Here is a 13,128-nt window from a genome sequence, read left to right as displayed (position 1 = left end):
CGGAGTCGACGCCGTCGCCCGCGGTGAGGGCCTCGGCGGTGCGCGTCCGTTCCCGCTGCAGGGCGTCGAGCAGGGAGCGGACGGCGACGCCCGTCTCGGCGAGCCGGTCCTGGCGGTCGGCGCGGTCGGCGTGCGCGATGCGGTCGACCAGCGTGACCCCGCCGAGCACCAGCGCGATGAGGATCGGGATGAGGGTGACGGCCCCGAGCTTGACCGGAAGACTCCAGTCGCGCCACCGCAGCACCGCGCGCCACCGGGACCGGGGCGGTTCCTCCCCGAGGAGTCGCCCCACGGGCACTCGGCCATCCGACGCAACCTTCACGAAGGTGACTCCTCCTCCGGTCTGCCCGCCACGGTCGATGCCTCCGGCCGGGTGCCGGTGCCGTCGAGCCGCGGTGTCCTCACGTCCCGCTCTCGCACCGAATCGTCGTCCCCGACGGGCACGTCGGGCGTCGTGCGACCCGGGGCGCGCCGACCGGCCGTCGCCCACGAGCCGGTGTCACCGCGCACTCCGTCCGGGGGACTCGGTCAGGGTGGACAGAGCCTACACCAATCGGACGCGTGTCGAGATTCCTCGACACGGGGCACCTGACCTGCGACGACACGATCGTTGCTGATCATCGTCCCGGTACGGCGGCGGATCGGGGGATCCGGACGCCGGTCCGATTACGACACTCGTCCGGCGAAACGGGTCAAGCCTCACCCACATAGAGCAGCCTCCGCGCACCGGGTCACCTGCCCGGGGCACGGTGGGAGGCGCCCGGGTGACACGGGCCGGACGAACTATGCACGATCTTGTGGCAACCTCCCCCCGGGCATTCCCGGGCCGGGTGGCGGGCGACCACCGTCCGCGCTCGCCGACCGGGGGGTTCCTCCGGCGGCCGGGTCCGACGGCACCGACCTACCCTCGCACGGGTGGAGACAACGGTTGACCGGATTCGCGATTTCCTGACCACCCAGCAACCGCCGACCCCGTGCCTGGTCGTCGACGTCGACGCCGTACTCGCCCGGTACCGGTCGATGGCCGCGGCGTTCGCCCCGGGCCGGGTGCAGTACGCCGTGAAGGCCAATCCCGAGCCCGCCGTGGTGCGCGCGCTCGTGCGGGAGGGAGCGGCGTTCGACGTGGCCAGTCCCGCCGAGATCGACCTGTGCCTGCGGGAGGGCGCACGGCCGGAGACGCTGTCCTACGGCAACACCGTCAAGAAGCCGGCCGACATCGCGAGGGCGCACGCGCACGGTGTCACCGAATTCACTTTCGACGCCCGGGGTGATCTCGACAACATCGCGCGGAACGCGCCCGGGGCGGAGGTGTCGGTGCGGATCCTCGTCGACGGCGGGCCCGACTCGGTCACCCCGTTCGGGCACAAGTTCGGGGTCCACCCCGACCACGCCGCGGAACTGCTGGTCGCCGCGGCCTCGGCGGGCCTGCGACCCGTGGGGGTAAGCTTTCACGTCGGCTCACAACAGCTGGACCCGAACGCGTGGGACGTCGCGATCTCCTCGGCCGCCAAGGTGTTCGCCTCGGCGGCCGAGCGCGGTGTCCGGCTCCGGCGGCTGAACGTGGGCGGGGGCTTCGGCGTCGCGTACACCGGCCCCGCGCCGTCGGTGGAGTCCTACGCCGCCGACGTCCGGGAGGCGTTGGCCACACACTTCCCGGACACACAACCCGAACTGGTCGTCGAACCCGGTCGTGCCGTCGTCGCGGAGGCCGGACTGATCCGCTCCGAGGTGGTGCTGGTGTCCCGCAAGGCCGATGCGGACCCACATCGGTGGGTATACCTCGACATCGGCCGGTACAACGGGCTGGCCGAGACCGAGAACGAGGCGATCGCCTACCGGTTCGACGTCGTGGGCGAGCACTCCGACGCGGACGGCCCTGTGATCATCGCCGGACCCACGTGCGATGGTGACGACGTGCTCTACCAGCGAACGCCATACCGGCTGCCGCTGTCGCTGCGACAGGGCGACCGGATCGACATACTCGCGACGGGCGCGTACACGGCAAGTTACTCGTCGGTCGCGTTCAACGGAATAGAGCCCTTACGTACGTACTGCATTTCTGAAGGGAGGCTGATCTAGTGCCGAGTGAGCTCAATCCGGTCGGCGTGTTCTCCGGCAAGCACGTCCTCGCCGAGTTGGAGGGCATCGAGCCGCAGTTGCTCGACGACGAGACTTTCCTGCGCAGCACCTTGGCGAACACGCTGACCGACGCCGGCGCGACGGTGTGCGAAGTCATCGCCCACCGCTTCGAGCCGCAAGGCGTGACCGTCCTGGCGATGCTCGCCGAGTCCCATGCGTCGGTTCACACCTACCCCGAGATCGGCGCGGTGTTCGTCGACGTGTTCACCTGCGGCGAACGGGCCGATCCGGAACGTGCCGTGACCCTGCTGGCCGACGCGCTCGGCACCGGGTCGGTGTCCATGTCGACGTTCCACCGTGGCCGTCAGCCCGCGGAGGCGGGGACCTGATGGCGGCCCGGATCGTCGAACCGTACGGGGAAGGCATGACCCGCGTGTGGGACGTCGACGGGATCGTCCTGGACACGCACACCGACTACCAGCACGTTTTGATCGGGCGCACCGCACAGGGACTCACGCTGTTCTGCGACGACGAACGACAGAGCACCGAGGCCAGCCAGCTTGTCTACCACGAGGCCCTGATGGTGCCGCCGATGCTGCTCGCCGACACGGTGCGCTCCGTGCTCGTCATCGGGTCGAGCGAAGGGGTCGTCTGTCAGATGGCCGTGCAGCAGGGCGCCGACCTGGTCGATCACGTGGACATCGACGAGGCCGCCGTGCGGGCCTGCGCCGAGCACCTCCCGTACGGCTACACACCCGCCGAGCTGGCGGAGGCCGAACGCGGCACGGGCCCGGTGCGGATGCACTACACCGACGGCGGGAACTTCCTCTCGGGCACCCACGAACGCTACGACGTGATCGTGATCGACCTGCCCGACGAGAACCTCGACCCGGACGCCCAGCACAACCGGCTGTACGGCGCGGACTTCCTGCGCCGCTGCGCGGAGCGGCTGAAACCGGGCGGGGTCGTCACCGCGCAGGGCGGATGCCCGACGCTGTGGCGCAACGACACGCTGATCACGGCGTGGGACCGGTTCACCGGCCTGTTCGGCACCGCCGTCTACTACGGCTCGGACGAGCACGAGTGGGCGTTCCTGTCCGGCAGGCCCGACCGGATCGAGGACCCGGTCGCAACCATGATCGACAGGTTGCCCGGGGCGGGGTACCAGCCGGTGTCGATCGACGCGGACGCGCTCCGCGGCGGCACGGTGCCGCCGCACTCGGTGCGCGTCAGACCCTCCGCCCGGCCCGGACACGCCGGGTAACGGCCCGTTCCGCGACGAACGAGAGCAGGGGCACGCACCCGGCGAGCAGCACACCGAGCGTGCCCCTGACCGTCCACCGCGCCTTGAGCGCGAGGTCGACGGCCACCACGAGGTAGACCATGTAGATCACCCCGTGGATGGGCGAGTAGACCGCGGAGGGCTCCTCCATCCCGAAGCCGTAGCGCAGCACCATCACCACGACGAGGCCGAGCAGGCCGAGGCCGGTGACGAAGGCGGCGACCCGGAAGCGCTGCAGCGGCCCGTGCAGGTCCGTGGCCGGGGTCGCCGCCGTCGTCGGGTTCTCCGTGCTCACCATCGTCAGTTCCTCTCCTGCTCGCGGGCGTTGAGCTCGGCCAGGTACCGGTTGTACTCGGCGAGCGCGTCGTCGGTGGCCGTGTCCGGATCGCCTGCCGTGTCCCGGTCGGAGCCCGGGGACCGGGCCACGGTGCGGGCGGCGGTCGCCGGCCGGGTGGCAGCACCACCGCGGGCCGCACCGCCCGCGTCCCCGGGACCGGCCGTCCCGTCCGGTTCGTCCCGCTCCGCCTGCGCGGCCCGCTCCTGCTCCTGCTGGTTGAGCCGACGGATCCGCCATACCATGAACACCGGGAACAGCCCGAACAACGGCCACTGCAGCACGTAGCCGAGGTTCTGGAAACTGCCGCCCGCCGAGGCGTAGCGGTCCCACTGCCACCAGGCCAGTCCGCAGCAGACGAGCAGGCACGCCAGGCACACGCTCGCGATGACCAGCTTGCGGGATGTCACGGAGCGGAGGGACACGCCGTCGACGCTAGCACCTCGGGTGGGGGTGACGTCCGGCATACCTCAGCCCGCGGCCCCCCGGGCGCGTTTGGCGTAACCGTCGGCGAGGGAGAACACCGACCGCCCGTACTCCGTCGAGTTGTTGTACGACAGCACTCCGTCCCACCACCCCTCGGCGTCGGACATCGTCCGGTCGCCCACGCAGAGGTAGCGCGCGGCGGACAGCGCCGCGTCGTCGATCTGCTGCGGGTCGGCCACCCCGTCGCCGGAGGCGTCCGCGCCGAAGCGTTCCCAGGTCTGCGGGATGAACTGCATCGGCCCCACGGCGCGGTCGTGCCGGGTGTCCCCGTCCAGCCTGCCGCCGTCGGTGTCCGGGATGGCCCGGACACCGTCCGAACCGTCGAGGCTGATCCCGATGATCGGCTCGGACGGTCGCCCGTCGTCGCCGAGGACCGCGCCGCCGTAGCGGCCGTGGTCGGACTCCACCCGGCCGATCCCGGCGAGGGTCGCCCAGGACACCCCGCAGTCCGGCCGGTGCTCACGGAGGACGAGCTCGGCGTTGCCGTACGCCACGAGCGCCCGCTCGGGCACACCCACCACGTCGGCGAGGCCCGCGGCCCAGTCCGTGAGTGTGCGCGCCCCGGATCCGGACGCGTCGTCCCCGTCCGTGGCGGCACCGTCGGTCTCCCCGTCCGCGGATCCGCTCCGCTCGTCGGCGGGGTCGGTGGCGGGCTCGACATCGGCGATCCGATCGTCGGCGGGGGCGGCCGAGCCCGGTTCCACCGGAGCCGGTTCGACGGGCAGTCCGAGCTCCGTCGACCCGGCGGTCGACGAACCCGGAACCGCGTACCGGTCCACCAGCCACACCCCGGCCGTCCCGACGGCGAGCACGAGCACGACCAGGCTCAGTCGCAGGAGCAGGGCCCGGATACCCCGTCCGGATGGCCGCGGATCAGCCACGGGCCGCCCTCCGGGGGCGGACCGCCGCGGCCGGTCCCGTCCGAGGGGACACGTCACGCTGCCTGATGATCACGGACACGGAGCGAGCGTAACCTCCGGGCCGACCGGCCGACAACGGCCCGTACCGGAGGTGTGCGGGGCGGCGCCTGCGGCTCGCCCCGCCACACCCGGGAAGCCGGGGCCGGGGTCAGCTCGCGGCGTCGCGGCGCTGGCGCGTGAGCCGTGCGACGCACCAGGCGGGAGCGCTGCCCCGCCGGAGATGGTCCAGCACCGTGAGCGGGCCGAGCCGCCTGCCCAGGTCGGCGGGGGTGAGTCCGGCGGCCCGGTAATCGAGGGCGCGCTGGTCGAGAGGGCTGATCCCCGCGTCCCACCAGGCCTTGGCCTCCTCGACGTCCCCGATCATCTGCCACCATCCGGCCGCGGCACCGAGCAGTTCGTCCGGGGCCTCGGGCAACCGCTCGCGCATCGCGTCGAGGAAGTCCGGGTCGGCCAGGTCGACCGGTGCCCACGCCCGGTCCCCCGTCTCCCGCCGCTGCGCCGGGATGCCGGCCGACGACGGCTGCGCCGGAATGCCGGCCGACGACGGCGCGGCCTCGGCCATCCACTCCGTCGCGATCCGATTGACCTCACGGTCCTCGGCGGTCTGCTCACGTTCGGCGGCCCACTGTCGGATCACCGCGTCGACTCCGGAATCCCGCATTTCGCCTGCCTCCTTCAGCAACGCACTGCTGTGGTCGTCGCACTGCTGTGTCGTCCAAGACTGGTCGAGCAACGTTGTTCGAGATCTGAGTGCGTGGGTCCTCGGGTACCGCTCGGTCACGCAATGTGAGGTGCACCGTATGAGAGCGGACCGACGATTCGGAAGAGGTGATCGGGCTCCGATTCCGCCGACCAGTGTGTTCGGACGGGGAATCCACCCGTTTGTCGGAGCGAAACGGGACGTTCAGAGCTTGTCGCTACGCACGGTATGCATTCTCGGGGCGCGCGCACGACGAACCGGCACCCCGGTCCGGGGCGCCGGTGACCTGGCCTTTTCGCGTCAGGCGAACAGCGACTGGAAGAACGTGATGATGGCCTCGGCCCCGTCCCGCAACCAGCTCAACGCCGAGCGCACGGTCTCGGCGGACTCGGTGGGGCGCGAGACGAGAAGGAAAAGCACGAGCGCGACCGCGCCGAATATCAGTACCTTCTTCAGACCCGGTGACATGGCTTCCACCCGATTCCTGCTCGGCGTCACCGCACGGTGACGGCACTGCTTCCCACCGCATTCATCATGCCGCAGGGCACGGCATCGCGACGCGCAGTCACGCGAACGTGGAGCGGGACGCACCGCGGCCCCCGCACCACGCGCCGGTGTCCGGGTACTGTAAGGCACCTCCCGCACCGTGCCCCCGCAACACGCCGGAGGGACACCCGCCCGTGTCCGCGGGTGTCCCGGCACGTCGGGCGCACCCGGTACGGCGAGGCGACGGTCACCGACCGTGCTCAGCCGAGGGCGCCCACCTCCCGGAGGCGGTCGATCTCGGCCGGGTCCAGACCGAGTTCGGACAGCACCTCCCCGGTGTCCGATCCCTTCGGGTGCGGGGGATCCGGCTCGGCCGCGGGTGTCCGGTCGAACTTCGGCCCCGGTGCGGGCTGCGTCATCCCGTCGACCTCGACGAACGACCCCCGCGCGCGGTTGTGCGGGTGCTCGGCGGCCTCCCACGGCGACAGCACCGGGGTCAGGCAGGCGTCCGTGCCCTCCGCCCTGGCCGTCAGTTCGTCCCGGGTGTACCGGCCGATCGCCTCCGCGAGCATCGCCCGCAGACGGGGCCACTCGCGCTGGTCGATGTGCACCGGCACCTGCTCGGGGTCGAGTCCGAGCACCTCGACCAGCGCGGACCAGAACCGCCCCTCGATGGCGCCGACGGCGACGTGGCGCCCGTCCGCGGTCTCGTAGGTGTCGTAGAACGGCGCCCCGCCGTCGAGCATGTTCTCCCCGCGCTCACCGTCCCACAGGCCGCTGGCCCGCAGTCCGAAGAGATGCGTGGTCAGCAGTGCCGACCCCTCCACCATCGAGGCGTCCACGACCTGGCCGAGTCCCGAGGAGCCGCGCTCGTACAGCGCGGCGAGCACACCCATCGCGAGATACATCCCGCCGCCGCCGAAGTCGGCGAGGAAGTTCACCGGCGGCACCGGTCGCTCACCCGCCCGGCCGACCGGGTGCAGGGCCCCGGACAGACCGATGTAGTTGATGTCGTGCCCCGCCGAGGGCGCCAGGGGGCCGGTCTGCCCCCACCCGGTGATCCGCCCGTAGACCAGGCCCGGATTCCGGGCGTGCACCTGCTCGGGGCCCAGTCCCATGCGTTCGGCGACGCCGGGACGGAACCCCTCCACGAGCACGTCCGCCTGCTCCGCGAGCCTGAGCACCAGCTCGACACCCTCGGCGGTCTTGGTGTCGACCCCGATGGTCCGTCGGCTGCGCAGCAGGGGGTCCTTCGGCATGGCGAGCACGTCGTCGCCGGGGACGGCCCGGTCGACCCGCACCACGTCGGCACCGAGGTCGGCCAGCACGGTGCAGGCGAAGGGTGCGGGCGCGAGCCCCGCGAGTTCGACGACCCGCAGACCGCTCAGCGGACCAGCGCTCATGACGACCGCCTTTCCTGTCCGGTCGGCCCCGTGTCACAGGCCACGGGAGATGATGTCCTTCATGATCTCGTTCGTGCCGCCGAAGATGCGCGAGACCCGCATGTCGGCCCAGGCGCGGGCGATCGGGTACTCGGTCATGTAGCCGTAGCCCCCGAACAGCTGCACGCACTCGTCGACGACCTTGTTGACCCGCTCGGTGGTCCACAGCTTCGCCATCGCCGCACCCTGCACGTCCAGCTCGCCCCGCAGGTGCCGCTCGATGCACTGGTCGAGGAACGCCCGGGACACCGCCGCCTCGGTGGCGGCCTCGGCGAGCTTGTATTTGGTGTTCTGGAAGCCGAACACGGGCCTGCCGAAGGCGGTGCGCTCCTTGGTGTAGTCCAGGGTCAGCTCGATCGCGCTCTCCATCCCCGCCACGGCGGTGACCGCGATGAGCAGGCGCTCCTGCGGGAGCTGCTGCATCAGCTGGACGAAGCCCTGGCCCTCCTGCCCGCCGAGCAGGTTGTCCACGGGCACCCGGACGTCGTCGAAGAACAGCTCGGCGGTGTCCTGCCCGTGCATGCCGACCTTGTCCAGGGTGCGTCCCCGCCGGAAACCCGGGGTGGAGGTCTCCACCACGACCAGCGAGACGCCCTGCGCACCCGCGTCCGGATCGGTCTTGACCGCGACGACCACGAGGTCGGCCAACGCGCCGTTGGTGATGAAGGTCTTCGCCCCGTTGATCACGTAGTGGTCCCCGTCGCGGACCGCGCGGGTGGCGATGCCCTGCAGGTCCGACCCCGTGCCGGGCTCGGTCATCGCGATGGCGCCGACGAACTCGCCGGAGGCCAGCTTCGGCAGCCAGCGCTGTTTCTGCTCCTCGGAGCCGTAGGCGAGCAGGTAGTGCGTCACGATGCCGTTGTGCACCGACACGCCCCAGGCGCTGTCACCGCTGCGGGCCTGCTCCTCGTAGAGCACGGCCTCGTGTGCGAACGTCCCGCCGCCACCGCCGTAGGCCTCCGGGATCGACAGGGCGAGCAGGCCGACCTCGCCCGCCTTGGTCCACACCTCGCGGTCGATCCGCTTGTTCTCGGCCCACCTCTCCTGGTGCGGGGTGAGCTCGTTGCGGCAGAAGGTCCGGGCCATGTCCCGGAAATCGGCCAGCTCCTCGGTCATCCACGAACTCTGCTGTTGCGGCAGCGGCACGGCGCTCCCTCCGGGGGGGTCGGGACGGACGGGAAAAACATTACGATCGGAAGGTAAGTTCCCGCCGTAATGTACTCCGCCGCGGGCCCTCCGGTAAAGGAGGGACGGGCGGAACCCTTCCCACCGGACGAGCGGACAGGAGCCGGACAGTCGTGACCACGCCGGAACGCAGGCACCGCACACAGGCCGAACGCACGGCGCGCACCCGCACCGCGCTGCTCGACGCGACCATCGACTGCCTGGTCGAACGCGGATACGCGCGGACGTCGATGCAGGAGGTCTGCGCGCGGGCCGGAGTGTCGAAGGGCGCGGTCCAGCACCACTTCCCCGACAAGGCGCAACTGATGGCCGCGGCGGTGGAGCACCTGACGGGCCGGCTCACCGAGCGACACGCCCCGGACACCACCGGGCTCCCCGAGGGCCCCGAACGGGTGAGCGCGGTCATCGACCTGCTGTGGGAGTCCTACTCCGGGACGCTGGCCAGTGCGGCGATGGAGCTGTGGGTCGCCGCGCGGACCGATCCGGCCCTGCGGGAGGCCATGCGCCCGGTCGACCGCGCGCTCGGCCGCGCCACCCTCGACCGGCTCGCCACCCTGGTCGGGGACCTGCCGCGGGACCGACTGGAGACGCTCTACTGGCTGACGGTCAACCTGACCCGGGGCCTGGCGCTGGACGCCGAACTGGGCGGTGATCCGCAGCGACGGGAACAGCTGTTGCGGGAGTGGAAACGGATCGCCACGGCGCTCTACACATGAGCCACGCATCCGTGCGTACGTACCGACGGTATGGTTCACTCGGAGAACTACTCTTCAGTAACAACGGGCATTCGGAGGCGTCATGACCAGCACGATGCCGGAGGCGGCGACGCACACGCGGAACCCCGACCACCCGGACACCGTCGGCGGGATGCCGGGCGCCCCGTCCCGGGCCCGGGCCGGGACCCTGCTCGCCCGGGTCCGGTCCGGCGCGGACGCCACGTCGGTCACCATGACGGCGCCGTTCACCGGCCTGCCGAGCGCGGTGCTGCCGCAGGGCACCGACCCGCACACCCGGTCGGTCTTCGCCGACGCGCGGCGTGCCCAGACGTCGTGGGCGCGCCGCCCCGCCGCCGAACGGCAGCGCATCCTCACGCGCCTGCACGACCTCGTGCTCGACCAGCAGGACGAGGGTCTCGACCTCATCCAGGTCGAGGCGGGCAAGGCGCGGATCGACGCCTTCGACGAGATCAGCGCGACGGCGCTGGTGTCGGCCTACTACGGCAGGCACAGCGCACGGCTGCTCGCGCCCCGCCGTGCGCCCGGAGCCCTGCCGGTGCTGACCCGGGCCACCCGGGTTCAGCAGCCCAAGGGCGTGGTCGGCGTCATCTCGCCGTGGAACTACCCGTTGGCACTGACCGCGATGGACGTCCTGCCCGCCCTGGCCGCGGGCAACACCGTCGTGCAGAAGCCGGACAACCAGACCGCCCTGTCGGCCCTGTGGCTGCACGAGCTCGCCGAACGCGCGGGGCTGCCCGCCGACGCGTGGCAGATCGTGCTGGGCCGGGGTTCGCGGATCGGCGACGCGCTCGTCGAGGAGTCGGACTACGTCTGCTTCACCGGGTCGACCCCGACGGGCAAGACGCTCGCCGGCACGATCGCGCAGCGGCTGACGTCCTATTCCCTGGAACTGGGCGGCAAGAACCCGATGATCGTGCTGCCGGACGCCGACGTGGACAAGGCGGCCGCGGGCGCGGTCGCCGCGTGCTTCTCGTCGGCGGGTCAGCTGTGCGTGTCGGTGGAGCGCATCTACGTCCACGAGAGCATCCGCGCGCGGTTCCTGGACGCCTTCGCCGCGCGGACCCGGGCGCTGACACTCGGGAGCACCCTCGACTACCGCGCCGACATGGGCTCGCTGACCTCGACCGAACAGCTCGACACCGTCTCCGCCCACGTCGACGACGCCCGTTCCGCGGGCGCCACCGTGGTCACCGGCGGCCGGGCACGCGGCGACGTGGGCCCGCTGTTCCACGAGCCCACGATCCTCACCGACGTGCCCGCCCACGCGCGGGTGTTCGCCGACGAGACGTTCGGCCCGGTGGTGTCGGTCTACGGCTACTCCGAGGTCGACGAGGCGGTCGACCGGGCCAACGACACCCCGTTCGGCCTGAACGCGAGCGTGTGGGGCCGCGACACCCGGGCCGCCTCCGCCGTGGCGACCCGGCTGAAGGCGGGCACCGTGAACGTCAACGAGGGTTACGCCGCCACCTTCGGCACCGTCGGGGTCCCGATGGGCGGGATGAAGGAGTCCGGTGTGGGCAGGCGCAACGGCGCCGAGGGACTGCTCAAGTACACCGAGAGCCAGTCGATCGCGGTGCAGCGGGGCCTGCGGCTGCGTCCCCCGCGGGGACTGCCGCCCGCACTGTGGGCGAAGGGGATGACGGCGGGGATGAAGCTGCTCCGCCGGCTGCCGCGCCGCTGACGCCACCCGACCACCGCCGCACCGTCCGTGGTTCGTCTCCTCACCTCCGGCCGAAGGGGTGGGCCGAAGGTGAGGAGACGACGTCACGGGCGTGCCCGCCGTGGGGCGTCCCGCCGCGGTCCGGTCCCGGTCAGCGGAGGTCGAGCTCGCCGCTCCGGGCCGCCGCCACCAGCGCGTCCCACTCCGCCGCGGGCACGGTCAGGAAACCCCCCGCGGGGTTCTTCGAGTCCCGCACGGCGGCACCGTCGCCGGTGAAGGCGACCTCGACGCAGTCGTTGCCCCCACCGCTGTGGCTGCTCTTGCGCCACGAGAGCCCGGTCGAGTCCGTCCTGATGGGCATGGTCACTCCTTCGTCCGCTCCACATCGGAGGTGTCACTGCCACTGTCGAACCGCCACGCGGCACCGGTGATCACGTCCACCGAGTCGTCCGGCTTGAGCGCGGCGGCCCGCAAATGATCGAACATGCGGGCGTAGCGGCGCACGTCGGACTCCATCTCGAGATAGAGTCCGCTGCTCGTGCTGTCCACATAGACCACGTCCGGATCGGCCTGTTCCGGGAAACCGAGGATGAGGAACGGCCCCTCCATCCCCGGGTGGGCGCCCGCTCCGAACGGGACGACCTGGACGGTGACGTGCGGCGAACGCGCGGCCTCGGCGAGCCGGGACAACTGCTCGGCCATCACCTCGGGACCCCCGACGACGCGGTGCAGGACCGCCTCGTCGACCACGGCCCAGTACTCCGGCGGGCTCTCCTCGCTCAGCAACCGCTGCCGGGCCCGCCGCGCGGCGACCCTGCGCTCGATCTCCGATTCCTCCGCACCGGGACGCATCGCCCGGATGACCGCACGGGCGTACCGTTCGGTCTGCAGCAGTCCGGGGACGAGCAGCGCCTGGTACGCCCGCAGTGAGCTGGCGTCGGCCTCGAGTCCGACGAACGCCCCGGTGAAGACCTCGTTGTAGGCGTGCCACCAGCCGCGTTTGCGTGCCTCCCGGGCGAGCTGGACCAGGGCCTCCTGTTCGTCCCCCGTGACGCCGTACAGCTCCAGCATGTCCCGGGCGTCCCGCGGCGTCACCCCCACCTGGCCGGTCTCGATGCGACTGACCTTCGAGGCGGAACACTCGAGCCGGTCGGCGACGTCGTCGATGGTCAGCTGCGCGGCCTCGCGGAGCCGCCGTAGTTCACCCGCCAGCCTGCGCCGCCGCACCGTCGGGCCGTGGCCTCGCGTCATCACTCCACCTCCGGTTCCCCGCGCTGTCGGACCCCGCTCCGGCAGCGTCGTCGCGCACATCCAATCACCACGGGCAAGCCGGACCGGCGTGGCGAGACCCTCGGTAACACCGCGGCCCCCGATCGACGGACTGCAAATTGCAGCCGGCGGTTGTATGCTGCCTCGTGCTCCGCGGCGCAACAACCGTTCCACAACGCGAACATCGGGAGATCACGTGGCCGGGCGCGACCCCAGCATCGTCACTCCACTCCAGGCGAGCGTGCACCGCAGACTCGACGAGATCACGCACTCGGGCGGCGAGACCTCCCCCGGCGTCCGCGCCGAACTGGACGGTCTGAACGTCGCCCTGCTCGCCGGCGCCCTGAAGACCGTTCTCGCCGACCACCGGGTCGAGCCGAGCGGCCACTGCACCGTCTGCCACGGCAGACGCAGACCGTTCCTCCGCAGGCGGGGGGCGCTGCCGTGCCGCGCCTACCTCGCCGTCCAGATCGCACTCGACCCCGACCCGGACCCGGTGGCCGAACCACGGGCGCGGCGCAGACACGCGCCGGGCCCCCGGCCGCACC

At 71.7% G+C, this 13,128-nt stretch carries 16 protein-coding genes; 6 read left to right on the top strand and 10 right to left on the bottom strand.

The window, feature by feature from the left end:
- The coding region (locus SACPADRAFT_RS31855; protein WP_198048234.1) for a hypothetical protein at nt 1–292 on the bottom strand (292 nt) is incomplete at its 3' end.
- A 623-nt stretch (nt 293–915) separates the two neighbouring features.
- On the opposite strand from SACPADRAFT_RS31855, the gene SACPADRAFT_RS0200685 reads away from it, so the two are divergent.
- The 3 genes from SACPADRAFT_RS0200685 to SACPADRAFT_RS0200675 are packed head-to-tail and all read left to right on the top strand — an operon-like array spanning nt 916 to nt 3,343.
- Nucleotides 916–2,079: a type III PLP-dependent enzyme gene (locus SACPADRAFT_RS0200685; RefSeq protein WP_007024741.1), complete on the top strand. Its 1,164-nt coding sequence runs from the start codon at nt 916–918 to the stop codon at nt 2,077–2,079.
- Nucleotides 2,079–2,468 carry an adenosylmethionine decarboxylase gene (gene speD, locus SACPADRAFT_RS0200680; RefSeq protein ID WP_007024742.1) on the top strand — a complete coding sequence of 130 codons (390 nt, stop codon included), beginning with the start codon at nt 2,079–2,081 and terminating at the stop codon, nt 2,466–2,468. The genes SACPADRAFT_RS0200685 and speD overlap by 1 nt, the downstream gene beginning before the upstream one ends.
- Nucleotides 2,468–3,343 (top strand): spermidine synthase, encoded by an 876-nt coding sequence (locus SACPADRAFT_RS0200675; protein WP_007024743.1) that lies wholly within the window; start codon nt 2,468–2,470, stop codon nt 3,341–3,343. Before speD ends, SACPADRAFT_RS0200675 begins: the two co-directional genes overlap by 1 nt.
- On the opposite strand, the gene SACPADRAFT_RS0200670 is transcribed toward SACPADRAFT_RS0200675, so the two are convergent.
- From SACPADRAFT_RS0200670 to SACPADRAFT_RS0200640, 7 genes are all read right to left on the bottom strand, one after another.
- Nucleotides 3,309–3,659 carry a DUF3817 domain-containing protein gene (locus SACPADRAFT_RS0200670; protein ID WP_007024744.1) on the bottom strand — a complete coding sequence of 117 codons (351 nt, stop codon included), beginning with the start codon at nt 3,657–3,659 and terminating at the stop codon, nt 3,309–3,311. The genes SACPADRAFT_RS0200675 and SACPADRAFT_RS0200670 overlap by 35 nt on opposite strands.
- Before the next feature lie 2 nt (nt 3,660–3,661).
- A complete protein-coding gene (locus tag SACPADRAFT_RS0200665) occupies nt 3,662–4,162 on the bottom strand; it encodes a hypothetical protein (protein WP_007024745.1) in 501 nt (166 codons plus the stop codon).
- Between the two features lie 3 nt (nt 4,163–4,165).
- The gene (locus SACPADRAFT_RS0200660) at nt 4,166–5,062 is read right to left on the bottom strand and encodes a lytic transglycosylase domain-containing protein (RefSeq protein ID WP_007024746.1); all 897 of its coding nucleotides are present in this window, start codon (nt 5,060–5,062) and stop codon (nt 4,166–4,168) included.
- A gap of 187 nt (nt 5,063–5,249) precedes the next feature.
- Nucleotides 5,250–5,762, bottom strand: coding sequence for a hypothetical protein (locus tag SACPADRAFT_RS0200655; RefSeq protein WP_007024747.1), 513 nt, complete (start codon nt 5,760–5,762; stop codon nt 5,250–5,252).
- A gap of 339 nt (nt 5,763–6,101) precedes the next feature.
- Entirely contained in the window at nt 6,102–6,269 is a 168-nt protein-coding gene (locus SACPADRAFT_RS31850; RefSeq protein WP_007024748.1) for a hypothetical protein, read from the bottom strand.
- A 278-nt stretch (nt 6,270–6,547) separates the two neighbouring features.
- A complete protein-coding gene (locus SACPADRAFT_RS0200645) occupies nt 6,548–7,690 on the bottom strand; it encodes a CaiB/BaiF CoA transferase family protein (protein WP_007024749.1) in 1,143 nt (380 codons plus the stop codon).
- Between the two features lie 33 nt (nt 7,691–7,723).
- Nucleotides 7,724–8,845, bottom strand: a complete 1,122-nt coding sequence (locus tag SACPADRAFT_RS0200640; protein WP_407690008.1) for an acyl-CoA dehydrogenase family protein — start codon at nt 8,843–8,845, stop codon at nt 7,724–7,726.
- Between the two features lie 182 nt (nt 8,846–9,027).
- On the opposite strand from SACPADRAFT_RS0200640, the gene SACPADRAFT_RS0200635 reads away from it, so the two are divergent.
- Nucleotides 9,028–9,630, top strand: coding sequence for a TetR/AcrR family transcriptional regulator (locus SACPADRAFT_RS0200635; RefSeq protein ID WP_007024751.1), 603 nt, complete (start codon nt 9,028–9,030; stop codon nt 9,628–9,630).
- Nucleotides 9,631–9,712: 82 nt separating this feature from the next.
- A complete protein-coding gene (locus SACPADRAFT_RS0200630; protein ID WP_007024752.1) occupies nt 9,713–11,332 on the top strand; it encodes a succinic semialdehyde dehydrogenase in 1,620 nt (539 codons plus the stop codon).
- 130 nt (nt 11,333–11,462) lie between these two features.
- Here the strand turns inward: SACPADRAFT_RS0200630 and SACPADRAFT_RS0200625 are convergent, their stop codons facing one another.
- Complete coding sequence (locus SACPADRAFT_RS0200625) at nt 11,463–11,672, bottom strand: DUF397 domain-containing protein (RefSeq protein WP_007024753.1); 210 nt, start codon at nt 11,670–11,672, stop codon at nt 11,463–11,465.
- Nucleotides 11,673–11,674: 2 nt separating this feature from the next.
- Nucleotides 11,675–12,562, bottom strand: coding sequence for a helix-turn-helix domain-containing protein (locus SACPADRAFT_RS0200620; protein WP_007024754.1), 888 nt, complete (start codon nt 12,560–12,562; stop codon nt 11,675–11,677).
- 214 nt (nt 12,563–12,776) lie between these two features.
- On the opposite strand from SACPADRAFT_RS0200620, the gene SACPADRAFT_RS24525 reads away from it, so the two are divergent.
- The coding region (locus SACPADRAFT_RS24525) for a hypothetical protein (RefSeq protein ID WP_007024755.1) at nt 12,777–13,128 on the top strand (352 nt) is incomplete at its 3' end.

The organism is Saccharomonospora iraqiensis subsp. paurometabolica YIM 90007 (genome assembly GCF_000231035.2).
Taxonomy (GTDB): Bacteria; Actinomycetota; Actinomycetes; order Mycobacteriales; family Pseudonocardiaceae; genus Saccharomonospora; species Saccharomonospora paurometabolica.
This window is presented reverse-complemented; position numbering and strand designations above follow the sequence as displayed.